19 protein-coding genes and 1 pseudogene are annotated in these 22,840 nt (G+C 71.6%); 13 read left to right on the top strand and 7 right to left on the bottom strand.

Annotated elements, in window-relative coordinates; genetic code table 11:
• Positions 1 to 1,128: HAMP domain-containing sensor histidine kinase (locus FMQ63_RS32860; RefSeq protein ID WP_141276881.1), on the top strand; the 1,128-nt coding region annotated here is incomplete at its 5' end.
• A gap of 339 nt (positions 1,129 to 1,467) precedes the next feature.
• Here the strand turns inward: FMQ63_RS32860 and FMQ63_RS32865 are convergent.
• Complete coding sequence (locus FMQ63_RS32865; protein ID WP_011556864.1) at positions 1,468 to 1,836, bottom strand: helix-turn-helix domain-containing protein; 369 nt, start codon at positions 1,834 to 1,836, stop codon at positions 1,468 to 1,470.
• A 428-nt stretch (positions 1,837 to 2,264) separates the two neighbouring features.
• Here FMQ63_RS32865 and FMQ63_RS38495 point away from each other — a divergent pair, with 428 nt between their 5' ends.
• The 12 genes and pseudogenes from FMQ63_RS38495 (at position 2,265) to FMQ63_RS32925 (ending at position 16,771) form a co-directional block, all read left to right on the top strand.
• Positions 2,265 to 2,456 (top strand): DbpA RNA binding domain-containing protein, encoded by a 192-nt coding sequence (locus FMQ63_RS38495; protein ID WP_231405698.1) that lies wholly within the window; start codon positions 2,265 to 2,267, stop codon positions 2,454 to 2,456.
• Positions 2,457 to 2,742: 286 nt separating this feature from the next.
• Positions 2,743 to 3,180 (top strand): hypothetical protein, encoded by a 438-nt coding sequence (locus FMQ63_RS32875; protein WP_020477979.1) that lies wholly within the window; start codon positions 2,743 to 2,745, stop codon positions 3,178 to 3,180.
• Between the two features lie 80 nt (positions 3,181 to 3,260).
• Positions 3,261 to 3,380: pseudogene (locus tag FMQ63_RS38235) on the top strand (transposase); the annotation flags it as partial.
• Between the two features lie 305 nt (positions 3,381 to 3,685).
• Positions 3,686 to 4,165: a chemotaxis protein CheW gene (locus FMQ63_RS32885; RefSeq protein WP_011556868.1), complete on the top strand. Its 480-nt coding sequence runs from the start codon at positions 3,686 to 3,688 to the stop codon at positions 4,163 to 4,165.
• Positions 4,162 to 5,871, top strand: coding sequence for a protein-glutamate O-methyltransferase CheR (locus tag FMQ63_RS32890; protein WP_011556869.1), 1,710 nt, complete (start codon positions 4,162 to 4,164; stop codon positions 5,869 to 5,871). Before FMQ63_RS32885 ends, FMQ63_RS32890 begins: the two co-directional genes overlap by 4 nt.
• The gene (locus FMQ63_RS32895) at positions 5,871 to 6,473 is read left to right on the top strand and encodes a chemotaxis protein CheW (RefSeq protein ID WP_011556870.1); all 603 of its coding nucleotides are present in this window, start codon (positions 5,871 to 5,873) and stop codon (positions 6,471 to 6,473) included. Before FMQ63_RS32890 ends, FMQ63_RS32895 begins: the two co-directional genes overlap by 1 nt.
• Positions 6,470 to 8,113, top strand: a complete 1,644-nt coding sequence (locus tag FMQ63_RS32900) for a methyl-accepting chemotaxis protein (protein ID WP_011556871.1) — start codon at positions 6,470 to 6,472, stop codon at positions 8,111 to 8,113. Before FMQ63_RS32895 ends, FMQ63_RS32900 begins: the two co-directional genes overlap by 4 nt.
• Positions 8,113 to 10,293: a response regulator gene (locus FMQ63_RS32905; protein WP_011556872.1), complete on the top strand. Its 2,181-nt coding sequence runs from the start codon at positions 8,113 to 8,115 to the stop codon at positions 10,291 to 10,293. Before FMQ63_RS32900 ends, FMQ63_RS32905 begins: the two co-directional genes overlap by 1 nt.
• A complete protein-coding gene (gene cheB, locus FMQ63_RS32910) occupies positions 10,290 to 11,351 on the top strand; it encodes a chemotaxis-specific protein-glutamate methyltransferase CheB (RefSeq protein WP_011556873.1) in 1,062 nt (353 codons plus the stop codon). The genes FMQ63_RS32905 and cheB (FMQ63_RS32910) overlap by 4 nt, the downstream gene beginning before the upstream one ends.
• A 115-nt stretch (positions 11,352 to 11,466) precedes the next feature.
• Positions 11,467 to 13,176 carry an ATP-binding protein gene (locus tag FMQ63_RS32915; RefSeq protein WP_225909609.1) on the top strand — a complete coding sequence of 570 codons (1,710 nt, stop codon included), beginning with the start codon at positions 11,467 to 11,469 and terminating at the stop codon, positions 13,174 to 13,176.
• A 64-nt stretch (positions 13,177 to 13,240) separates the two neighbouring features.
• Positions 13,241 to 15,028, top strand: a complete 1,788-nt coding sequence (locus tag FMQ63_RS32920; RefSeq protein WP_011556875.1) for a monovalent cation:proton antiporter-2 (CPA2) family protein — start codon at positions 13,241 to 13,243, stop codon at positions 15,026 to 15,028.
• Positions 15,029 to 15,265: 237 nt separating this feature from the next.
• Positions 15,266 to 16,771, top strand: coding sequence for an ATP-binding protein (locus FMQ63_RS32925; RefSeq protein ID WP_011556876.1), 1,506 nt, complete (start codon positions 15,266 to 15,268; stop codon positions 16,769 to 16,771).
• On the opposite strand, the gene FMQ63_RS32930 is transcribed toward FMQ63_RS32925, so the two are convergent.
• The 6 genes from FMQ63_RS32930 to FMQ63_RS32955 all read right to left on the bottom strand — a co-directional run.
• Entirely contained in the window at positions 16,768 to 17,154 is a 387-nt protein-coding gene (locus tag FMQ63_RS32930; RefSeq protein WP_011556877.1) for a response regulator, read from the bottom strand. The genes FMQ63_RS32925 and FMQ63_RS32930 overlap by 4 nt on opposite strands.
• The gene (locus FMQ63_RS32935) at positions 17,151 to 18,143 is read right to left on the bottom strand and encodes a PilZ domain-containing protein (protein ID WP_228556536.1); all 993 of its coding nucleotides are present in this window, start codon (positions 18,141 to 18,143) and stop codon (positions 17,151 to 17,153) included. The genes FMQ63_RS32930 and FMQ63_RS32935 overlap by 4 nt, the downstream gene beginning before the upstream one ends.
• A gap of 314 nt (positions 18,144 to 18,457) precedes the next feature.
• Entirely contained in the window at positions 18,458 to 19,432 is a 975-nt protein-coding gene (locus FMQ63_RS32940; RefSeq protein ID WP_011556879.1) for a fatty acid desaturase, read from the bottom strand.
• A 57-nt stretch (positions 19,433 to 19,489) separates the two neighbouring features.
• Entirely contained in the window at positions 19,490 to 20,536 is a 1,047-nt protein-coding gene (gene cheB, locus FMQ63_RS32945) for a chemotaxis-specific protein-glutamate methyltransferase CheB (RefSeq protein WP_011556880.1), read from the bottom strand.
• Positions 20,533 to 21,354, bottom strand: coding sequence for a protein-glutamate O-methyltransferase CheR (locus FMQ63_RS32950; protein WP_011556881.1), 822 nt, complete (start codon positions 21,352 to 21,354; stop codon positions 20,533 to 20,535). The genes cheB (FMQ63_RS32945) and FMQ63_RS32950 overlap by 4 nt, the downstream gene beginning before the upstream one ends.
• Positions 21,355 to 21,363: 9 nt before the next feature.
• Positions 21,364 to 22,840: HEAT repeat domain-containing protein (locus FMQ63_RS32955; protein WP_194866454.1), on the bottom strand; the 1,477-nt coding region annotated here is incomplete at its 5' end.

The following is a 22,840-nucleotide window of genomic DNA, read 5'->3' on the forward strand; positions in this document are numbered from 1 at the left end:
CCCCCCAGGCCCCCCACCGAAAACCTGCGCGGCTTCGTCTACCTCCCCCTCGCCATGGAGGACCTGATGAGCGAGCTGCGCTTCATCGGCTTCCAGGAGACCATCGACCTGGAGGTGTACGACGGGACGGAGGTCCGCGACGACGCGCTCCTCTACGCGTCCAGCCTCCCGGCATCGGCGGGTGCCCCCGTCTTCCAGCAGGACGTGAAGATACCCGTGGCCGGCCAGACCTGGACGCTGCGGTTCAACGCGCGCCAGGCCTTCATCGCCGCCAGCACCACCGGGCAGCATGGCACCGTCGTGGGCGCCGGGCTGCTGGTGACGCTGCTGCTGTTCTTCATCACCCGCTCGCAGGTCCGCGCCCGGACCTCGGCCGAGGCCGCCAACACGGAGCAACAGCGGCTGACCGGCGAGGCCCGCGACGCCGTCCAGGTGCGCGACGACTTCCTCAGCATCGCCGCGCACGAGCTGCGCACGCCCCTCACCAATCTCAAGCTGCAGCTCCAGTTGCTGTACCGCCAGCTTCGCCGCGAGGAGGCCCTGGACGTGGAGAAGCTCGCGCAGCGGGTGCTGTCCTGCGAGCGACAGACCTCGCGCCTGGCGACCCTGGTGGACAGCCTGCTCGACGTGTCCCGGCTGGCGCGCGGCCGCATGGAGCTGAACCTGGAGCCCGTGGACCTGGACGAGTTGGTGCGCGAGGCCGTCCGCCGCTTCGAGACGGAAGCCAGGACAGCGGGGGTCCAGGTGACGGTGGACTCGCCGGCCCCCGTGACGGGCCAGTGGGACCGGATGCGGCTGGAGCAGGTGCTCACCAACCTGCTGTCCAACGCGCTCAAATACGGCCACGGAGCCCCCGTGGACGTGCGCGTGCGCTCGGACGAAACACAGGCGATGGTGGAGGTGGAGGACCGCGGCATCGGCCTTCCGCCGGAGGACGCGCAGCGCATCTTCGGCCGCTTCGAACGCGCCGTCTCCAGCCGCCACTATGGCGGGCTGGGCCTGGGCCTCTTCATCACCCGCCAGCTCGTGGAGGCACTGGGAGGCCACATCAGCGTGGCCAGCACCCCGGGCCAGGGCGCCACGTTCACCGTCGCGCTGCCCTTGAGCGGCCCACGTGCCGAGGCTTGACGCTCCCTGCCTGGCGGGGAAGTACGGCAAAGCCCTTCAATGACAGACAGGAGGAATCCGGGACGCGCGCAACGTGCTCAACTGCCACAGACACCGCCGCTGAGCCTCGCGGGCCTCCCGCCTGCTTCTCGACTTGGAACCCCACGGAGTCAACGTCGCGACGGAGGCCTACGGCGCGGTGGTGCACCGGGCGTCGGCCGACGCGGCGTCCTCATCACCGAGGCCAGCCAGAACCGCGATGAGGCGGAGCCTGGAGACGAGCGGTTCTTTTCCTCCGGGCTGGAGGCCCATGAGCTCGGAGCTACCACGCCCGCCGTGACGACCGAGCCCTGACGCCCCCTATCGGGTCAGCGCGCGAGCCATCGTGACGAGCGCCTCCAGCTTCACATCGTCCAGCTCACGCGCCAGCGTCACCAGCCGGCGCAGCAGCGGCGGTTCCTTCTCCAGCTCACGCCGCTCGTCCTTGCCGGGCCGGGCCAGCCCCAGCAATTCATCCGTGGAGATGCGGAGGACCATGCTGAGGCGGCGCAGCATGCCCGCGCTGGGGACCATCTTTCCGCGCTCCACTCGGCTGTAGACCATGGGGTGCATGTCCACCAAGGCCGCCACCTCCACCTGGGTCAACCCCAGGCGCGCACGCGCCTCACGCGCCGCCTTTCCCACCATCATGCCCAGTTGTTCGTCCATACGCGGGAGAACGTAGCGCATCCGGAGGGGGTGGCTGGGGAGGAAGCCACGGCCCGTCCCATTGCTGGCCGTGTCCCCCTTGCTGCCGAAGCGGGCGCCGGCGATGGCGACGGGATGCCCGTTGATGGTGACTGTCTTCGAATACCCCTCCGGGGAGTCGCCGCTCTCACGGCCTCTCGCAACCCCTCCGCTGCGCCGACCGCGTGACGACGCTCTTCAGCCCCTTAGCTCATGACGCCAATCATGCAGCCCCTGGAGCATGTATGTGTTTCACCATTCATACCAAGCACGGCATTTCGATCAAATGAGCTGTCTAATAGGTGGTCCCAGAGGTTCTCAATCCAGGTGAGCGTCTCGGAGGTGTACTTCGGCAGCCGGAAGGCGCGGACGTAGGGGAGCGCCGCCTCAAGAGCAGTCCGGGCGAGGCGGATGGGCTGGCCGCGTCGGACGTGGGCAAGATCGAGTTCCACGACCACCACGCCTTCGTCGCGGTCTCCAAGCGCGTCGCGAAGATGGCCCTTCAGCGATTGAGAGAGGAGTGCATCAAGGGGCGCAAAACACCGCATCGAGCGCGTGCGGTAGTCGCCTCCCCTTCCAGATTCTCAAAGTGTGAAATCATCCAAGTGGTGAGTATCGCGTGAATTAACTCACTGTATGCGCGGTCCCAGGGGGGCTGACGGCGCTCGCGGGTGCTCGTCGGCATTTTCGCGCTGTTGGGGCCGCGAGTTCAGGGCCGCAGCTCGCGAGAGCAAATCCTCGAATCAAAGGACTCATCCTGTGAATACGTCGTTCATTCGTTGGCCGTGCGCGCTTGCTGGACTCTCCCTCGGGGCGCTTCTCGTTGCTTGTGGAGGTGACTCGGAGCCGTCCAATCCGAACGGAGATGGAGATGGAAATGGAGAGGAGGGGCCTGTCACGGAGACGATTGTGAATGGCAGGCCCGCGAGCGAGTACTACGCACAGTTCGCCTATGAGAAATACGCTGGCGCCCCGGGTGGCGCGGCTGCGTTCCCCGCCCAGCAGGATGGCATCAACCTGTTCGCCGCGACCGCCTATCTGAAGCAGGACAAGAGCTTCATCCTCTACTACGCCGAGGGCGCGGGGACCGTGCGTTCGAATGGCTACAGCGCCGAGATTCCTACCTCCCGCATGTTCAAACGCACTGGCACCTGGAGTGTCAGTGGAGGCTCGTTGAAGCTCGGCGACCTGATGACCTGCCAAGGCCTTATGGTGAACGGCAACGACGCGCTTCGCTGCACGCTGGACCGGACCATTGGCTATTCGGAGGCGGTGGGGAAGAGCGCGACGTTCACGCGCTCGACCAACACGTCGCCGAATGACAGACAGTGGGCCGACTACAAGTGAAGCCTGGGCTCCCTGCGAGCTCATGACGGGAACTCCATTTCAGTTTCATGACAACACCAGCAGCTCATCCATGATGTCCGGATGAGCCATGGGAGCGGATGGCGCCCCTGCTTCCGCGCAGGCTTCCACATCGCAAGGGCGGTCGGCCTTGGACGGATGACCGGGCGGCGCTACGCGGCATCCTCTTCGTGCTGGCCACGGCCGCCCAGGGCACCCGCCCGTGGGCGGCCGTGGCCGACGTCTTTCGGCCCGGACTGGGGAGTGCAAGTCGACGGACGCGGGCGCGAAGCCGTCGCTCGTCTCCTGGGAGAATGAGCGACCGTTCTCCCAGCCCCCACCCGCACGCGGGAGCCTCCGTCCAGGCAGGGGCACAGCGAGCACCTGTCGTGTTCCCCCCGAACCATGGGCCCCTCCTCCTGCCTCCACTGAGGACTGGTGGACACCGCGACCGCGGGCCGACATCAATGTTCGACAGTGGCCACGCCCACGTCTTATGTCCCAGGACATGACCCCCGCACCCACGGAGGTGCTGCTGTTCACCCTGAACGGCCAGCGCTACGGACTGCCCGCACCCGACGTGCGCGAGTTGGTACGCGCTGCGCGCCTGACGCCGCTCCCTCGCGCGCCCGCCGTGGTGGAGGGCCTGCTGGACCTTCGGGGGGAGCTGCTGCCGGTGCTGGACCTGCGCCTGCGCTTCCGCCACCCGCCCCGCCCGCTGTCCCCCATGGATCACTTCATCGTGGCCTCCGCGGGCGACCGCTGCGTCGTGCTGCGCGTGGACCGGGCCGAGGGCCTGCGCGTCCTCACACCGGATGAGTGGGACGCCACGCCGCGCCAGCTTCCGGGCGTGGGCTATGTGGCGGGCGCCGTGAAGCTGAAGGACGGGCTCGTCCTGGTCCATGACCTGCGCACCTTCCTGTCCGAGGCCGAGGCCCTGGAGCTGGATGCCGCCCTGGCCGCGCCGCAGGAGCCGGAGCCCGCGTGAATTGGGGCCCCTGGAGCCACCCGGGTTATGCGGCGGTGCTCGCGCTCGTGGAAGAGCGCGCCGGGCTGGTGCCGCCCAGTTGCCCCGCGTCCGCCGAGGAAGGCATCGCCCGCGCCATGGAGCGGGCCGGGCTGAAGGACTTCGACGCCTACCGCGTGCGGCTCGCGGAAGAGCCCTCCGCGCTGGATGACCTGCTCATCGAGCTCACCGTCGGGGAGACGTATTTCTTCCGCACGCCCGAGCACTTCGAACACCTGCGGAGCGTCGTGCTCCCGGAGCTGCGCGAGCGCCATGGCCCGGACCACACCGCGCGGATGTGGAGCGCCGCGTGTTCGTCCGGCGAGGAGCCCTACTCCATCGCCGCGCTGCTGCTGGGCGAAGGCTGGGACGAGCACATGGCCGTGCACGCCACGGACGTGTCGCGCGGCGCGCTCGCCCGGGCCCGGAAGGCCCACTACGGCGACTGGTCCCTGCGCGGCGGCTGGGCGGACCGGATGCGCGCCCACCTGCGCGCCGAGGGACGCCGGTACGTGCTGTCACCCGAGGTGCGGAAGCGCGTGCGCTTCAGCTACCTCAACCTCGCGCTCGACACCTGGCCGTCGGCGGACAGCGGCATCTGGAAGCTGGACGTCATCTTCTGCCGCAACGTCCTCATCTATTTCAACCGGCCCACCATCGAAGCCGTCGCGCGCCGGCTCCATGACGCGCTGGATGAGGGCGGCTACCTCTTCACCGGCCCGTCGGACCCGCCGCTCGGTGGGCTGGCGCCGCTGGAGTCCATCCTCACCGAATGGGGCGTGCTGTACCGCCGGCCCCTGCCCGGAGCCACCCTCTCCCTGCCCGTTCCGGCCGCGTGGAGCCCGTCCTCCACCGGCGTACCCGGTACCGCGACGGGCACCACGTCCCTGGGCACCACCGCGCCGGGCCTGCCCTCCGGCTCCGAATCCTCCACGCGGACCGCGCTCCCGGGCGCATCCGCTCCGAGCCATCCAGGCGGCTCCGCAGCCAGAACGACGACACCCGCCTGGAGTCCCCCCGGCGCGGGCGGGACCTCCGCCCAGGCGGAAGGAACGCGCGCGGCGGGCCAGCCCCAGGCCAGCGCGGGGTCCGTCCTCGGGAACACAGCGGGCACCGGTGCCCCCGCCTCGCGAAGCGGCGCCCTCCCCAGGGCCGAGACACCGACACACGCCCCCAGCGCGGCGGCCATGCACGCGGCCCGGCAGGCCCTGGCGCGGGGCCACTGGCGCGAGGCGGCCCAGCACTTGGGAGCATTGGACTCAGACGCGGACACCGCCGCCCTCGCGGTGCGCGCGCTGGCGAACCTGGACGCCGCCGCCGCCGTCTATGCCTGCACCGAAGCGGCCACCCGGCACCCCTTGGTGGCGGGGCTGCGCTACCTGGAGTCCCTGCTGCTGCTGGGCCAGGGGCGCGCGGCGGACGCGGAGCGCGCTGTCCGGCAGGCGCTGTACCTGGAGCCCACACTCGTCGTGGCGTGGCTCATCCTCGGGCGCGTGCTACGGAGGCACGGCGACACGTCCGGTGCCCTGAAGGCCTGGCGCGAGGCGGAGCAACTGTGCAACGCCCTGCCTCCGGACGCGCCCGTGCCCCACGCGGACGGCGAGAACGCCAGCAGACTGGCGGAGGTGGCGCGCGGAGAGCGGTCACGCATGGAGGCAGCCCTGGCTGCCGGTGAGGAGCTGAGCTGATGCCGGACGTCGACTGGGAAGCCACGCGCGCGAGGCTGGCGCGGCTGGCCGACCTGGTGAAGGAACAGGGCACCTTGTCGCCCGAGGAGGCCACGGCGCTGCTGGAGGCCCGCGCCCGGGCACTCTCGCGCGAGCCCCGTCCCCAGGTCGACCCCGGCACCTTGCGCGAGGTGGTCCGCTTCAAGGCCGCCGGCCAGCGCTATGCCCTGGAGTCCCGCTTCGTGCTGGAGGTGGTTCGCGCGCCGGAGTTGGTGACGCTGCCGGGCGCGCCCCCCGCGCTGCGCGGCCTCACCCTGATGCATGGCGAAGTGCTTCCCGTGGTGGAGCTGGCGCCGCTCTTCGGACGCGCGCCTTCGGACGCCGCGGGCCCGGTGCTCGTGGTGGGCGTGGGACGGGCGGAGCTGGGCGTGCGCACCGAGGAAGTGGAGGAAGTCACCGTGCTGGCGGGCAGTGAGCTGCTGGCGCCGCCCACCTCCCTGAACGACGACGCCGGACACCTCGTGTCCGCGGCCGACAGGGAAGGCACCCTGGTACTGGAGGGAGAGGCGCTGCTGGGTGACAGTCGCCTCATGTTCGATATGTCCGGCGAAGGAGCAGCATGAGCATCGGGAACCGCATCGCACTCGGATTCGGACTGTCGCTACTGATGTTGCTCATCGTGGCGGGTGTGTCCTTCCAGGGCGCCAATCAGCTCACGACGAGCACGGCGGGCCTGCTGACAGCCCATGAGAACTTCCGCATCATCCGCGAGGTCCGCGCGCTGCTGATGGACGCCGAGTCCGGCCAGCGTGGCTTCATCCTCACGGGGGATGAGTCCTACCTGGTGCCCTACCGGGAAGCGGCGGTGGCGCTCCAGAATGACCTGTCCCGCCTGCGCGACGCCATGGCGGACCACCCCAACCAGCGGGCGCGCCTGAACCGGCTGGAGCCCATCGTCACCCAGCGGGTGAACCGGCTGGAGGAAGGCATCCGCCTGCGCCGCCAGGAGGGCCTGGAAGCTGGAGCGAAGTTCATCCAGGCCGGCCAGGGCCGGGAGGTCATGCTCCAGGTCAAGCAGATCATCGACGAGATGCTGGTGGCGGAGCAGGAGCGCTGGGACGAGCACGCCACCGCCGCCCGGGACATGGCCCAGCGCATCCTCTGGGTGCTGGGCATCGGCACGCTGCTGGGCGTGGTCATCGTCGGCGGAGGCAGCTACATCATCACCCGCGGCATCACCACGCCGCTGCGCGCGCTCATGGTGGGCGCCGAACAACTGGGGCGCGGGAAGCTGGAGCACCGCATCGACGTGAAGGGCCAGGACGAGACGGCCCAACTGGCGCGCGCGTTCAACGACATGGCGGAGAAGCGCCAGCAGAACGAGGTCCAGTTGGAGAAGGAATCCGAGCAGCGCGAGCACACGCTCCGCACCGTGGCGGAGTTCGTCAACCAGCTCGCAGGCGCCAGCGCGGAAATCCTCTCCAGCACCACCGAGCAGGTGGCCGGCGCCCAGGAGCAGGGCAGCGCGGTGACGGAGACGGTGAGCACCATCGAGGAAATCACCAAGACGTCCGAGGAGGCCGCGGGCCGCGCCCGCGCGGTGAGCGACTCCGCCCGCCACGCCGAGGACGTGGGCCGCAGCGGCCGCCGCGCCGTGGAGGAGGCCGTGGGCGCCATGGGCGCGGTGCGTGAGCAGGTGGAGTCCATCGCCTCGCGCATCCTCGCCCTGGCCGAGCAGGCCCAGGCCATTGGCGACATCATCACCACCGTCAACGACATCTCCGAGCAGACGCACATGCTGGCGCTCAATGCCTCCATCGAAGCCAGCCGCGCCGGCGAGCACGGCCGCGGCTTCGCGGTGGTGGCCTCCGAGGTGAAGGCCCTGGCGGACCAGTCCAAGAAGGCCACCGGCCAGGTGCGCCAGATTCTGGGGCAAATCCAGAAGGCCACCCACGGCGCGGTGATGACCACCGAGGAAGGCACCAAGAGCGTGGCCACCGCCACCCGCGTGGTGTCCGAGGCGGGCGCCAACATCCAGACGCTGTCGGACCTGCTGGCCCAGGCCTCGCTGACGGCGGCGCAGATTGCCGCCTCCGCCAACCAGCAGGCCACCGGCATCGGCCAGATTCGTCAGGCCATGCATGACGTGAATCAGGCCACGCAGCAGGCCCTCATCTCATCGCGGCAGACCGAACGCGCCATGCAGGACCTCAACGGCATGGGCCAGAAGCTCAAGGGGCTGCTCGGAGAGTACGGGCGCTGATGGACCGCGACCGGTTGGCCCAAGCGCTGCTGGCCACGTTCCTCGAGGAGCTCGAGGGCCACGTCGTCTCGCTCAACCGCGAGCTGCTGGCCCTGGAACGAGAGACCGCGCCCGCGCGCATGGCGGAGCTCGTGGCGTCCCTGCTGCGCACGCTGCACAGCGTGAAGGGTGCGGCGCGCGCGGCCAGCGCCACGCGGGTGGAGACGGCCTGCCACCGCATGGAGGAGTTGCTGGAGCAGGTGCGGGACGCGGGCGCCGGCACGCCCGACGTGTACGAGCTGTGCTTCACCACCGTGGACGCGCTCGACGACGCGGGCCGGCGCCTGGCCGCGCGGGAGGACCTGGCGGGCTCGCCCCTGGAGAGCCTGCTGCCCCAGTTGGAGCGCGCCGCCGGACGCCGGGCCGGCGCGCCCGCACCCACGAGCGCCGCGCCGCCACCGTCGCCTCCGCCCATGCTGACGGACGCGGTGCCGTCCCCCCCCGCCGCCGCGGCCAGCGTGGAGCCGCATCCAAGCGGCGGCGCGTCTGCCGGAGCCGAAGCGCTGCCCGTGCGCGTCTCCGCGCAGAAGCTGGACGCGCTGCTGGCACGCAGCGGTGAGCTGCGCGTGGCGACGCTCCGGCTGGAAGGCCGCGCGGACGCGCTGGAGTCGGTGCGAGAGGCGCTGGCGCAGGCCCGCGAGGCGGTGCTCGGCACGCCCGGCGAACAGGCGCTGCTGCGCGCGGAGACGGAGCTGGCGCGGGTGACGCTGGAGCTGGCGGCGGACCGCCGGACACTGGGCGGCGTGGCCACGGGCCTGGACGACGAGGTCCGCCGCGCGCGCACCCTGTCCTTCGAGGAAGGCTGCGAGGGCCTGGAGCGCGCCGCGCGCGACGTGGCGCGCAGCCTGGGCCGGCAGGTGCGGCTGGAGATTCATGGCGGCGCATTGGAGCTGGACCGCTCGCTGCTACAGGGGCTGCGCGAGCCGCTGCTGCACCTGGTGCGCAACGCGGTGGCGCACGGCCTGGAGGGCCCCGAGGAACGCCAGCGACTGGGCAAGCCCGCCGAGGGACGCCTCCTCCTCACCGCGCGACTCAAGGGCAGCCGCGTCGAGGTGACGGTGGATGACGACGGGCGCGGCCTGGACCTGGGGGCGCTGCGGGAGCAGGCGCGCGCCCGGGGCCTGCGAGTGCCTGAAAGTGACGAGGAGGCCGCGCGGCTGGTGTTCCTGGCCGGCCTGTCCACCGCGACGAAGGTGACCCAGGTGGCTGGCCGTGGCGTGGGCCTGGACGTGGTGCGCATGCACGTGGAGGGGCTGCGCGGCAGCGTGGAGGTGACGACCCAGCAAGGCCAGGGCACCCGCTTCATCCTGGACGTCCCCCTCACGCTGAGCACGCTGCGGGTGCTGCTGGTATCGGCGGGCGGGCAGACGCTGGCGCTGGCCAGTGAGAGCGTGGCGAGGCTGGTGCGCCTGGCGCCCGACGAGGTGCGCGACGTGGAGGGCCGCCCCGCGTGGGCCTCCGGTGACGCGCTGGTGCCGTTGGCCTCGCTGGCGGAGGTGCTGGGGCTGCCGCCCGGCCCGCCTCGCGCGCGCCGGGGCGCGGTGGTGCTGGCCGCGGGCAGCGCGCGCGCCGTGGTGGTGGTGGATGAAGTGCTCGCCGAACAGGAGGCGCTGGTGCGCTCCCTGGGCCACCGCGTGCGCCGGGCCCGGCACGTGTCCGCGGCGGCGGTGCTGCCGGACGGACGGCTGTCGCTTCTGCTCAACCCCGTGTCCCTGGTCCGCGCGGCGGGTGGCCGCCCCGCGGCCTCGCTCTTCCCCGCCCCCGCCACCCAGCGGACGCGGCGGCGAGTGGTGCTGGCGGACGACTCGCCCACCACGCGCGCGCTGGAGCAGAGCATCCTGGAGAGCGCGGGCTATGAAGTGGTGGCCTGCGTGGACGGCGCGGACGCCTGGGAGCGGCTCCAGTCGGGCGGCGCGGACGCGCTGGTGCTGGACGTGGAGATGCCGCGCATGGACGGCTTCGCCCTCACCGAGGCGGTGCGGGCCTCGCCGCGCTTCTCCCGGTTGCCGGTGGTGCTCGTCACCGCCCGTGGCAAGCCAGAGGACAAGGCGCGCGGCCTGCAAGCTGGCGCGAGTGCCTATCTGGTGAAGAGCGCGTTCGACCCGACGAGCCTGCTGGAGACGCTGAGACGACTGCTATGAAGAACGACCCGTTGCGCATCCTGGTGGCCGAGGACTCGCCCACCGCCCGACGCCTGCTGGTGGAAATCGTCCGCGCCGACCCCGCCCTGACGGTGGTGGGCGAGGCCAGGGACGGTGTGGAAGCGGTGGAGCTGGCCCAGCGCCTGCGGCCCAGCCTGGTGACCATGGACATCCAGATGCCCCGGATGGACGGCCTGGAGGCCACCCGCCGCATCATGACGGAGGTGCCCACGCCGGTGGTGGTGGTGTCCACCCTGGTGGAGCGCGACATCCAGACGTCCATGGCCGCGCTGCGCGCCGGCGCGCTCGCGGTGCTCCAGAAGCCCCTGGGCCCGGAGTCCCCGGACTTCGACGCGGACAGCCGCCGCCTGCGCGACACCCTCAAGGCCATGGCCGAGGTGAAGGTGGTGCGCCGCTGGCCGGACCGCACCGCGCCCCCCGCGCCCGTGCCCACCCCGCCCGCGCCGCCCGTGTCGCCCACGCGCCCCGGCGTGGTGGCCCTGGCCGCCTCCACGGGCGGTCCCGCGGCGCTCTTCCGCCTCCTGTCCGAGCTGCCCGCCAGCTTCCCCGTCCCCCTGCTGGTGGTGCAGCACATCGCCATTGGCTTCAGCGAGGGCCTGGCGCAGTGGCTGCGCACCGCGGGGCCCTTGCCCGTGAAGGTGGCGGAGGATGGCGAGCCCCTGCTCCCCGGGCATGTGTATCTGGCGCCGGATGATCGCCACCTGGGCGTGCGAGGCGAAGGCCGGGCGGAGGTCTCCCGGGCCGCGCCGGTGAATGGCTTCCGGCCGTCCGCGACGTGGATGTTCCGCTCGGTGGCTCGCGCCTACGGGCCCGCGTCGCTCGCCGTCATCCTCACCGGCATGGGCCAGGACGGACTGGAAGGCGTGCGCGAACTCCACGGCGCCGGAGGCCGCATCCTGGCCCAGGACGAGCAGTCCTCCGTCGTCTACGGCATGCCCGGCGTGGTGGTGGGCGCCAACCTGGCCCACGAAGTCGTCGCCCTGCCCGACCTGGCGAGCCGGCTCACCTCGGCTTTCCGCGGTAGCGGGGGAGTCTGAGTTACACGCGGCAGAACATTGGATTTTAAAACATCCACAGGATTCTCCCGGTGCCGGGATGGTCCGGCGCCCGGGCGGTGTCATGATGGGGGCCCCTTCCAGCCAGTCCCCATTCATGGCAGCTCGACTCCCCGCATCCCTCGCCACTGTCTTCGCCGCGCTCCCCGACCCGTCCTACGTCCTGGATGATACGGGGCGGGTCCTGGTGTGCAGCCAGGCGGGCGCGAGGACGGTGGGTCGGCTCCCCGAGGAGTTGGTGGGCAGGCACTGGGGGGAGCTGGGCTTCCCGCCCGAGGAGTTGGCGCGGCTGGAGACGGCGCGCGCGCGGGTGATGCTCATCCAAGACACCTGCGAACTGGAAGCGCCCTGGGCCACGCAGACGGGCCTCCGGCGTCACGCGCTGATGCTCAGTCCGCTGCCCTCGGAGGATGGGGGGCCGTGCTGCGTACTGGTGACGGCGCGCCCCCTCACCGACGCGGAGGCCGTGTTCTCCCGCGCCATGGAGCTGGAACTGGCCGCGCGGGCGGAGGTGGAGCAGGCCGAGCGCCGCCGCTCCTTCCTCTACCAGGCGATGACGACGCTCTTCACCCACCCGCCGGACCCGCAGGGCATGTACACGCTGCTGGCGCACCTGGCGGTGCCCGACGTGGCGGACTGGTGCCTGGTGGACGCGCTGGAGCAGGGCCCCTGGGTGACGCGCGTGGCGGCGGCGTGCCTGGACCCGACGCAGCAGGAGCGCTCGGGCGCGCTGCCCACCCGCACCGAGCTGCGGGACGACGCCGCCGTGGGCCTCTTGCGCGTGCTGCGCACCGGAGAGCCGGAGCTGGTGCCGGCGGTGACGGACTCCCTGCTGCGCGCCGCCGCGGCGGAGCCCGCGCACCCCGCGCTGCTGCGGCTGCTCCAGGCGCGCTCGTACATGATTGTGCCCCTGCGCGCGCGAGGTCACACGCTGGGCGCCGTCACCTTCGTGTCCTCGGGCTCCGGGCGGCGCTACGGCCCGGACGACCTGGCGCTGGCGGAGGACCTGTGCCTGCGCGCCAGCCTCGCCATCGACAACGCGCGGCTGGTGGGTGAGTCCCGGCGCGCGGCGCGGGCCCGCGAGGATTTGCTGGCCGTGGTGTCGCACGACTTGAAGAACCCGCTGGGCGTGGTGCAGTTGGGCGCGGCGCTGCTGCTGCGCGGCGCGGGGGCGAAGCCGGGCGGCGAAAGCGTGGCCAAGCAGGCCACCCGCATCCAGGACGCCACCGAGCGCATGTCCCGCCTCATCTCCGACCTGCTCGACTGGGGCCGGCTGGAGGCGGGCGGCCTGCCGCTGGAGTGGGGCGAACACGGCGTGGTGGGGCTGCTCACCGAGGCGCTGGACTCCATCCGCCCGCTGGCGGAGGCCAAGCGCCTGCGCCTGTCCGTGGAGTTCCCCGCCGCGGGCGTGCGCGTGCGCTGCGACAAGGTGCGGGTGCTCCAGGTGCTGGGCAACCTGCTGGGCAACGCGGTGAAGTTCACCACCGCGGGGGGCGACCTGATGCTGGGCGCCCGGGCGCGCGGCGGTGAGGTGTCCGTCCACGTGCGCGACACCGGCTCCGGCATCACTCCGGACGCGCTGCCCCACATCTTCGACCGCTACTGGCAGGCCCGCGACGCGGCCAGCCGCGGCACCGGACTGGGCCTGGCCATCGCCAAGGGGCTCGTCGAAGCCCACGGCGGTGGCATCCAGGCGGAGAGCACCCTGGGCGAAGGCAGTGTGTTCACCTTCACCCTGCCCTCCGCGGGTGCCTCGGCGTCCCACGCTGTACACCCGCCGCTCGCACGCAGGGCCACGGACGCCTGAGACCGCGGGGCCCCCCGCGCCCGCGCCGAATTGCCGCCCCCGGACGTCCGTGCAAGGAAGCCGCATGTCCTTCCTGCAGCAGGCGCTCGTGTTCCTCGCGGCGGCGGTGCTGGCGGTTCCTCTCTCGCGGCGGCTCGGACTGGGCTCCGTGCTGGGCTACCTGGCGGCGGGCGCGGTCATCGGCCCCTGGGGACTGAAGCTCATCAGCGACGTGGAGCACATCTTCCACGTGGCGGAGCTGGGCGTGGTGCTGCTGCTGTTCGTCATCGGACTGGAGCTGCAGCCCAGCCGGCTGTGGGCGCTGCGCCGCTCCGTCTTCGGCCTGGGCGGCGCGCAGGTGCTGTTCACCGGCGCGCTGCTGGCCAGCGTGGGCCTGCTGTGCAGCCTGACGTGGGGCGCGGCCATCGTCACGGGCTTTGGCCTGTCGCTGTCCTCCACCGCCTTCGCGCTGCAACTGCTGGCCGAGCGCAACCGGCTCACCACGCCGTATGGCCAACTGGCCTTCGGCATCCTCCTCTTCCAGGACCTGGCCGTGGTGCCGCTGCTGGCCCTGCTGCCGCTGCTGGGAGACGGCGGCGCGCCCTCCCCGGGGCCGGTGTGGCTCCTGCTCCTGAAGGACGTGGGCGTGCTGCTGGCGGTGGTGCTGAGCGGCCGCTACCTGGTGCGCCCGGTGTTCCGCGCCGTGGCCGCCACCCACAGCCAGGAGCTGTTCACCGCCACCGCGCTGCTGCTGGTGGTGGGCACCGCGTCGGTGGTCAACGCAGTGGGCTTGTCCATGGCGCTGGGGGCCTTCCTCGCGGGCGTGCTGTTGGCGGACTCCGAGTACCGCCACGAGCTGGAAGCGGACCTGGCGCCCTTCAAGGGACTGCTGATGGGCCTGTTCTTCATCAGCGTGGGCATGTCGGTGAATCTGAGCCTCATCCTCCAGAAGCCGCTGCTCGTCTTCGGACTGGTGCTGGGGCTGGTGGCCCTCAAGGGCGCGGTGCTCTACGGGCTGGGGCGGATGGCCCTGGGGCGGCGTGAGCCGGCGCTCGACCTGGCCGTCGTCATCTCCCAGGGCGGTGAGTTCGCCTTCGTGCTCTTCTCGCTCGCCACCGCCCAGCACGTCATGGAGCGCTCGCTGTCGGAGCTGCTCGTGGTGGTGGTGGGCCTGTCCATGGCCACCACGCCGGTGCTGTATGCTGCTCACGAGCGCTGGGTGCGCCCGCGCTTCAAGCCGAAGGCCTCGGGGCGCGAGTTCGACGTGGCGCCCACGGAGGATAACCCCGTCATCATCGCCGGCTTCGGCCGCGTGGGGCAGGTGGTGGGCCGCCTGCTGCGCGCCAAGCGCATCGGCTTCACCGCGATTGACGCCAGCCCGGAGCAGATTGACTTCATGAAGCGCTTCGGCAGCCAGGTCTTCTACGGAGACGCCTCACGTCTGGACCTGCTGCGCGCGGCCCGCGCGGACAAGGCGAAGGTGTTCGTGCTGGCCATCGATGACATCGAGGCGTCGCTGCGCACCGCGCGGGCCGTGCAGCAACACTTCCCCCACCTCACCTTGTTCGCCCGCGCGCGCAACCGCGTGCATGCCTACGAGCTGCTGGACATGGGAATCGAACGGGTGATGCGTGAGACGTTCCTCGACAGCCTGGAGATGGGCGCCGGGGTCCTCCAGGAGCTGGGCCTCACGTATTCGGAGAGCCGGCGCGCCCAGGAACGGATGATGGAACACGACGAGCGCCTCCTGCGCGAGACGGCCCGGTTCCACCGCGACGAGCAAAAGCTCGTGGAGTTGGCCGACAAAGCCCGCAAAGAGCTGGAGAGCCTCTTCGAGAAGGACGAAGCGGAGCACCCCGACAGAACCGCGTGAGCCACCGCCTGCCTGACTTTCTCCAGCCTCCCTCGAAAGTGACTTCCTGAAATTCTTGTTTCACCCTGGGTTGCATCCACCCGGGTCGCATTCCTCTGTCACGGATGCACCCTGGAGGCGGTGGCCGCCTCCCTTCCAGGCAACGGGGGCGACACGCCGTGCGCTGATGCCTGCCTGGCATCGCGCGGGGCGGAGAGCGGGGTATGGTTCCATCCCCACCGCTGAAACCGAAGAGGCATGCCCCCCACCCCCGCCAAGAAGCGCCAGCGTCCCCTGGCCGAGCCTTCCGCCGAGGCACCCTCCCCCGAGCTGCTGCAGACGCTCCTGGAGGCGCTCCCGGACGCCTTCTTCCTGCTCGATGCGCGGTGGTGTCTGGCGTACGTGAATCCAGACATGGCCCGGCTGCTCGGCGGCGCGGCGCGGCTGCAGGACGACGTGCGCCGGGTGTGCCCGGAGCTGCTGGAGCTGAGCCGTCACCTGCACTTCGAACAGCCCGTCTCCGAGCAGCCCTCCGTCCGCTACGAGCACGCCTGGCCGGAAGCGGAGACCTGCCTCGACGTGCGCGTGCGCCCGGTGGAGGGCGGCCTGCTGGTGCACTGCCGTGACATCACCGAGGAGCGCAAGGGGCGCGAGGCGCTGCGCCGCAACGGCGAGGTGTTCCGCGCCATCCTCGAAGGCACCACGGACGCCGTCTACACGAAGGACCTGGACGGCCGCTTCACGATGATGAACGCGGCGGGCGCGAAGGCCGTGGGCTACCGCGCCGAGGACGTGGTGGGACGCACGGACCTCGAGCTGTTCGACCCGGCGGTGGCGCGCACCAACGCGGCGAACGACCGCGAGGTGTTCGCCTTCGGCCGCACCGTCACCTACGAGGACGCGCAGCCGGGCGTGGACGGGCCGCGCGTGTGGCTGTCCACCAAGGGCGTGCTGCGTGACGCCGAGGGCAAGGTGTTCGGCCTGTTCGGCATCAGCCGCGACATCACCCAGCGCAAGTGGGCGGAAGAGGAGACCCGGCGGCACTCCGAGTTCCAGGAGCAGCTCATGGGCATCGTCACCCATGACATCCGCAGCCCGCTGGGCGCCATCATGAACTGGTCGCGCGTGCTCGCCGCGGGCGGCACCGATGAGGATGCGCAGCGCACCAGCCAGCGCATCGCCACCGCGGCGGTCCGCATCGAGCGGCTCACCCGGCTGCTGCTGGACTTCACGCGCACGCGGCTGATGGGCGGCGTGGCCATTGAGCCCCGGCCGGTGGACCTGAAGGATTTGGTGGCCAAGGTGGCCCACGAGTTCGGCGTGGCCTTCCCCCAGCGCACCGTCGAGGTGGACCCCAAGGGCAACACCCAGGGCGTGTGGGACCCGGACCGGCTGGCGCAGGTGACGTCCAACCTGGTGGAGAACGCGCTCAAGTACAGCCCGCCGGAGACGCCGGTGCGGCTGACGGCGCGCGGGCTGCGCACCCGGGTGGTGCTGGAGGTCCACAACGCCGGCCGCCCCATTCCGGACAACCTGCTGCCCCACCTCTTCGAGCCCTTCCGCGGCGGGCCCCAGAGCTCGCGCACGCTGAAGATGAGCTACGGGCTGGGGCTCTTCATCGTCCGGGAAATCGTCCAGGCGCACGGCGGCACCATCGAGGTCCGCTCCGATGAGGCGGAAGGCACCACCTTCACCGTGACGCTGCCGCGCCGCTCCATGCCGGCCCGACCGCCCCAGCCTCCCACCGGAAGCCCGCGCGACTAATCCAGGTAGCGCCGCAGCAGGGCCACCAGCGCGGCGCCGTCGAAGGGCTTGGCCACGAAGTCGTTGCAGCCGCTGTTGAAGCACGCGCGCACGCTGCGCGCCTCGGCGCGCGCACTGCAGAGGATGATGGGCGTGCGCCGCGTCGGCTCCCGGTCGCGCAGCAGCCGGCACGTCTCCAGCCCGTCCAGGTGCGGCATCAGCACGTCGAGGAAGACGAGGTCCGGCCGCTCCTGCTCCGCGCGCGCCAGCGCCTCCAGCCCATCCCGCGCGACGATGGCGTCGTGGCCCAGCTCCGCCAGCAGCATCCGCTGGAGCAACAAGACGGTGTCCGAGTCATCCACCAGCAGGACCTTCTTGCGCCTCGGTGCGCCTTGCGCTGTCACGGGCGCACCTCCGCCTGGCACAACTGGCGCAATTGCATGAGGCGCGGTGGGCCCATGCCCAGGAAGCGCACGCCCATGCCGTAGGGGTGGGACACGCCGTTGCGAGGCGCGTAGGCGTGGGCCCAGGCCACCACGCCGTGTGTCTCCAGGCGCTCGCCCAGGGTGGGCAGCAGGATGTGCAGCTCCACCGCCGTCCCCGCCTTCGCCGGCACCAGCGTGCGCACCAGGAGGCCCCCAGGGCTCAGCGCGCTGGACACGCCGGAGCGCCACTCCGCGCCGCGCGGCCCCGACTCGCCGAAGGACACCGGACAGCAGAATCGCACCCGAGCCTCGACACGCAGCGAGGCGTCCTCCCGTCCCAGCAGCGCGTGGATGCGGGGCAGCAACGAGGCCGGACGCACCGGCGCGTCCGCGTCCAGAGTAAGCGACGGCACCCCCGCCAGCAGCGGCTGCAACCGTGGCGAGGGCAGGCCCCTGGGCACACCTGGCGCGCCTTCCCGAGACAACACCAGGTCGGGCCGCTCCCCCTGTTCGGCCACGCGCGCGGCGCCACCGCCCACGGTGGCGCTGTAGAGGATGCGATGACCACACGCCTCCAGCAGAGCGCCCAGCCCGCTCCACGCCAGGGGGCCACTGGCGCCGGCCAGCAGCAGCAGGCGCGAACGCACACGGGATGCACGCACCGACGCGGCCGGGACGCCGCCACCCGCCAGCATCGCCAACCGCGCGCGCAGCTCGTGCGTGCGCAGGGGCGACAGCAGGCAGTCCTCGACCCCCTCCGCGTCGCCCACCTCGAGCACCTCGGCGGGCGTCTCCGGCTCCGCCACCAGCACCACCGGCGGACCATCCCCCCCCAGGCGCAGCCTCAGCGCGCGCAGGCCCATGCCCGCGCCGGCCACCAACTGCCGCCAGTGCACCAGCACCAGGGAAGGCCGCGTGTGCTGCACCTCCAGGAAGGCGGACTCCAGGGAAGGCACCTGCAAGGCCACGCAGCGCAATGGACGCAGAGCTCGTGACAGCGCCAACCAGGATTCGCTCGTGGCCCCCACACACAGCACCCGCGGCGTTGCTTCCACCGGCCCTGGTGAAGGACGCACGCGTCCTGGAGCCGTCATCATGCGGAGCCTCCCTTGTCTTCGTCCCCCCCGGCCCGCCCACCGCGCTCATCCTGCGACTTCGAAGTATGAGAAACGCCCAGTCAGAGAAAATCCCCCTGGGTCAGATTCCAATGACAGATGAGAAATAAAGGACACCAGCCTCCGACTGGAGCCGCAGCCGGTGTCCACGGCGCCACGAAGGCGCGTCAGACGCGGGCGACATTGACGCCCGAGTCGACGGCCTGCAGGTCGTCCCCGAAGCGCACGTCCAGCGCGACACCCGCGGGCGGCTCATAGGGCGCGCGTCCCACCTGCGCCGTTCCGAAGCGGGGCAGGAAGGGGGCCACCACGTACGAGCGGAAGCACCAGGCGAAGAAGCTCACCGGCTTGAGGGCCGGGTCCATGGCGGCCTCGATTTTCGCGTGCGCCTGGGGCAGCAGGCTCCAGTGCAGGCCCGGCGTCTCATGGTGCACGGCGTGGAGGCCGTTATTGAAGAGGAAGAAGTTGATGAGGCGGCCGGTGAAGCTGCGGCTGTGGTCGTGCTCGCTCCAGGGGTCCGTGTGGACGTGCTGGATGTAGTTGAAGAACATGATGGTCCACAGCGAGAAGAGCGCGGGTACCAGGAAGGCGAACGCCCAGATGCGCGCGCCACCGGCCACGCCGTGCATCGCCATGGCCAGCCCCAGCAGCGCCGCGTGCGTGCCGCCCCAGACGGCATACTGGGTGAGAATCTGGCGGTACAGCGGCCGGTTGCGCTCACGCGCCTTGTCGATGAACGCCTTCGTCGGCTCCTGCTGCCAGTACGTGGAGACGAAGGGGAAGAGGAAGGCCACCAGGAAGTTGTGCTTCTTCGAGTAGCGCCAGGTGATGGTGGCGTCGCCCGCCTTGTTCACGAACTTGTGGTGGTTGAGGTTGTGCGTCGGAATCCACACGAAGGTGGGGTACCCGTAGAAGAGCGACAGCCACATGCCCATGGCCTCGTTCAGCTTCCGGTTGCGGAAGGTGGGGCAGTGGTTGTGGTTGTGCGCGATGACGCCTGCCGACAGCGCCAGGTAGCACGCCAGGGGGCAGAGATAGGGAATCCACCCGGGGGCCACGTACATCGACAGGGCCACCACGGGCATGGCCAGACACCACAGCATCGTCCGGCGGTCAGCGGCGTATCGGAGCATGCCGGCCATCCTGACCCAGCCGACGCTCCGGGACCATCACCCACCCGTCTTTAGAAAGGTCGGCCTTCAGCGCACATGACGCCGCAGCAGCGCCAGCATGCCCTCCAGCGGAGCGCTGTCGGTGGCCAGCCCTGCTTCCTTCACGGCGCGCGGCATGCCGTACACCACGCAGGAGGACTCGCTCTCCGTGAGGACGGTGCCTCCGGCCTCGCGGATGGCCCGGGCGCCCGCGACGCCGTCGTCACCCATGCCAGTGAGCACCAGGCCCACCACGTCCGAGCCCCAGCTTCGCGCGGCGCTTTCGAAGAGGACGTCCACGCTGGGGTGGTGCGCCGTGCGCAGCGGCTGCCGGTCCAGCCGAGCGAGCGTCACCGGCCCATGGCGCTCCAGCTTGAGGTGCTGCCCGGAGCGCGCCAACACCACGCGGCCGGGCCGCAGCTCCAGCCCGTCCACCGCTTCGAACACCTCCAGCGCGCAGTGCGCGTTCAGGCGCCGGGCCACCGCCTCCGTGTAGCCCGTGGGGATGTGGAGCGCGAGCGCCAGCGGCGCGGGGAAGTCCACGGGCAGCTCGGACAGCAGGCGGGTGAGCGCCTGCGGCCCGCCGGTGGAGGTGCCCACCACCACCAGGCTCTTCGCGGCCGCGCGAGCCACCGGCGCGGAGGTGGCTTCCGGCGACGGTGCCGGCTCCGGCGGCGCGCGAGCCACCGCGCCCGCGGCCGTGCGGACCTTCGCCACCAGCTCGCCGCCCAGCTCATACAGCCGCTCGGTGGCGAGCGCGGTGGGCTTGTTCACCAGCTCCACCGCGCCGGCCTGGAGCGCGGCCACCGCCAGCTCGCTCTCCTCGCCCGCGCTGCTCACCACCACCACGCGGGGCGCGGCGGCACTGGAGGCGAGCGCGCGCAGCACGCCCAGCCCATCCAGGCCCGGCATCACCAGGTCCAGCGTGAGCACGTCCGGAGAGAGCTCGGCCACCTTCTCCAGCGCGTCCAGGCCGTCGCGCGCGACGCCCACCACCTCCAAACCCTCCGCGCTGGAGAGCACCTGCCGCAGCACCTTGCGGGCGAAGGCGGAGTCATCCACCACCAGCACGCGAATGGGAGACACCACCGTCATGGCCTTGCCTTGGTATAGAAGAAGGCGCCGCGCCGCTCCTCGCAGGCGAGCGCGGTGCCGAAGCGCATCAGGGACTCAGAGGTCCCCACCAGCAGGTGTCCCTCCGGAGCGAGCGCGCGCGTCAGGGACGACACCACGCGGCGCGCGGTGTCGTCCTGGAAGTAGATGAGGACGTTGCGGCAGAGGATGGCGTCGAAGGTGCCCAACTGCGCCACCGCGCTGGCATCCACCAGGTTGACGCGCCGCCAGTCCACCGCGCGCACCAACTCCGGCCGGACGCGTGGGCGCCCCTCGCACGTCTCCAACCACCGGCCCTCCACGCCCGGAGGCAGCGCGCGCAGGGAGCGCAGGTTGTGCTCCCCGGTGCGGGCCCGCTCCAGCGCGCGGGCGCTCAGGTCGCTGGCCAGCAGCTCCACCTCGTCGAGCGCGCCCAACTCCGCGAGAATCATCGCCAGCGTGAGGGGCTCCTCTCCGGTGGAGCAGGCCGCGCTCCACACCCGGGGCCGCCGTCCGGCGCGCACGGCGGGCACCAGCAGGTCCTCGGCCAGCACCCGCAGCGGCAGGGCCTCCCGGAAGAAGTACGTCTCGTGGACCAGCAGCGAGTCCACCAGCGCGTCCAGCGCCTCGGAGCCCGCCGGGTCGTAGCGGAGGAAGTAGTAGTAGTCGAGCAGCGAGTCGAAGCCCGCGTCCAGCGCGCGGGGCACCACCTTGTCGGCGAGCAGCTCCCGGTCCTCGGGGGCGTAGTGCACCCCGGAGCGCTGCTCGATGAGCGCGGCCAGGATGGCGAACACCTGGGGAGACATGGGCAGGGAGAACATGGCGCGGCTTCAGCGGCTCAGCACCAGCCGGCAGGCCCGCCGGACCTCGGGGTCCTCGTCCCGATGGGAGGCGCGCTCCAGCGCCTCGCGTGCCTCCAACGTCCCCAATGCCGCCACCGCGGGCACCGCGGCACGACGGCCCGCCGGACTGGCGGACACCAGGAGCTGCATCAGCGCGGCGCGCGCGTCCGCCCGTCGCATCCGGGCCAGCGCCGCCACCAGCAGCGGCGCCGTGACTTCGTCCGCCGCCTCCAGCGCGGCCAGCAGCCCCGGCAGCCGTCCCTCCAGCGGCAGCGCCAAGGCGCTCACCACCCGCTCGCGCAGCGTCATGTCCCCCAGCAGGGACACCAAGGCCTGCGTGGCCGGGACACCGGGGCGCGTGGCGATGAAGCCCACCGCGGCGCTGCGCACGCTGTCGTCGCCGTCTCCCGCGGCATGCAGCAGTGCGGGCAGCGTCTCCGGCGCCTCGTATTCGGCCACCGCGGACAGCGCGACGAGCCGCGTGGCCGCGTCCTCCGACTTCGCCGCCTCCAGCAGCACGGGCAGCGCGTCCGGCCGCCGGCCCACGCCCAGCCCCAGCAGGGCGGCGCGCCGCACATCCGCGTCCGCGCTGACCGCCGCGCGCTGGAGCGCCGACATCGCGCTCTCCGTGTGCATGTGCGCCAGCGCGTCCACCACCGCCACGCGCACCTGGCCAGCGGCGTCGTCCGCCAGCGCGACGATGGCGTCCGCGGCGGCTTCCTCGTTCAGCTTCCCCAGCGCCTGGCACGCGTAGTAGCGCACCCAGGGGTCGCGGTCGCTGAGGCCACGCAGCAGCGTGGAGGTGATGCGCGCCTCCTTCTCCGTCTGCCCCAGCGCGCGCATGGCCGCCGCGCGCGTGCGCTCCGACTCGTGATTGGCGGCCGTCAGCAGCGCGTCCACCGCGCGCGGGTCCTCGATGAAGGGCAGGCCGTAGATGGCCGCGTCGCGCAGGCGCTCATCCGGGTCCCGCATGGCCTGGAGCAGCACTTCCAATCCCTTGGAATAGCCGAAGTAGGAGATGATGCGCAGCGCCGCGCGGCGCAGGCGCGCGTCGGGGGAACGGGCCGCCTGCAACGCCAGCTTCTCCGTGGTGTCGCTGCCCAGGGACTGGATGGCCCCCACCGCGGCCTGCACCACGCGCAGGTCCTCGTCCACCAACCGCTCGAACAGGGCCGGCACCGCGGCCGGGCTCCCAATGCGGGACAACGTGTCCGCCGCCAGGGCGCGCACCGACGCGTCCCGGTCCTCCAGGCACGACATGACGTCCGGCACCGCCGCGGCCCTGCGGCCCACCAGCGGTAACAGCACGCGGCGCCGGAGGCTGTCGCCCTCGCGCAGCGCTTGGAGAATCTGGGTGTCCGCGTCCGCGCCCAGCTCCGACAGCGCCCCGGCCGCCGCGCGCGCCACCGACGGGTCCGGCCCGTCCAGGAGCTTCAGCAGCCCGAATGCGGCGTCCTGCCCACCC

Origin of the sequence: Myxococcus sp. CA005 (assembly GCF_006518205.1) — a bacterium.
In the GTDB taxonomy this organism is placed as follows: Bacteria; Myxococcota; Myxococcia; order Myxococcales; family Myxococcaceae; genus Myxococcus; species Myxococcus xanthus.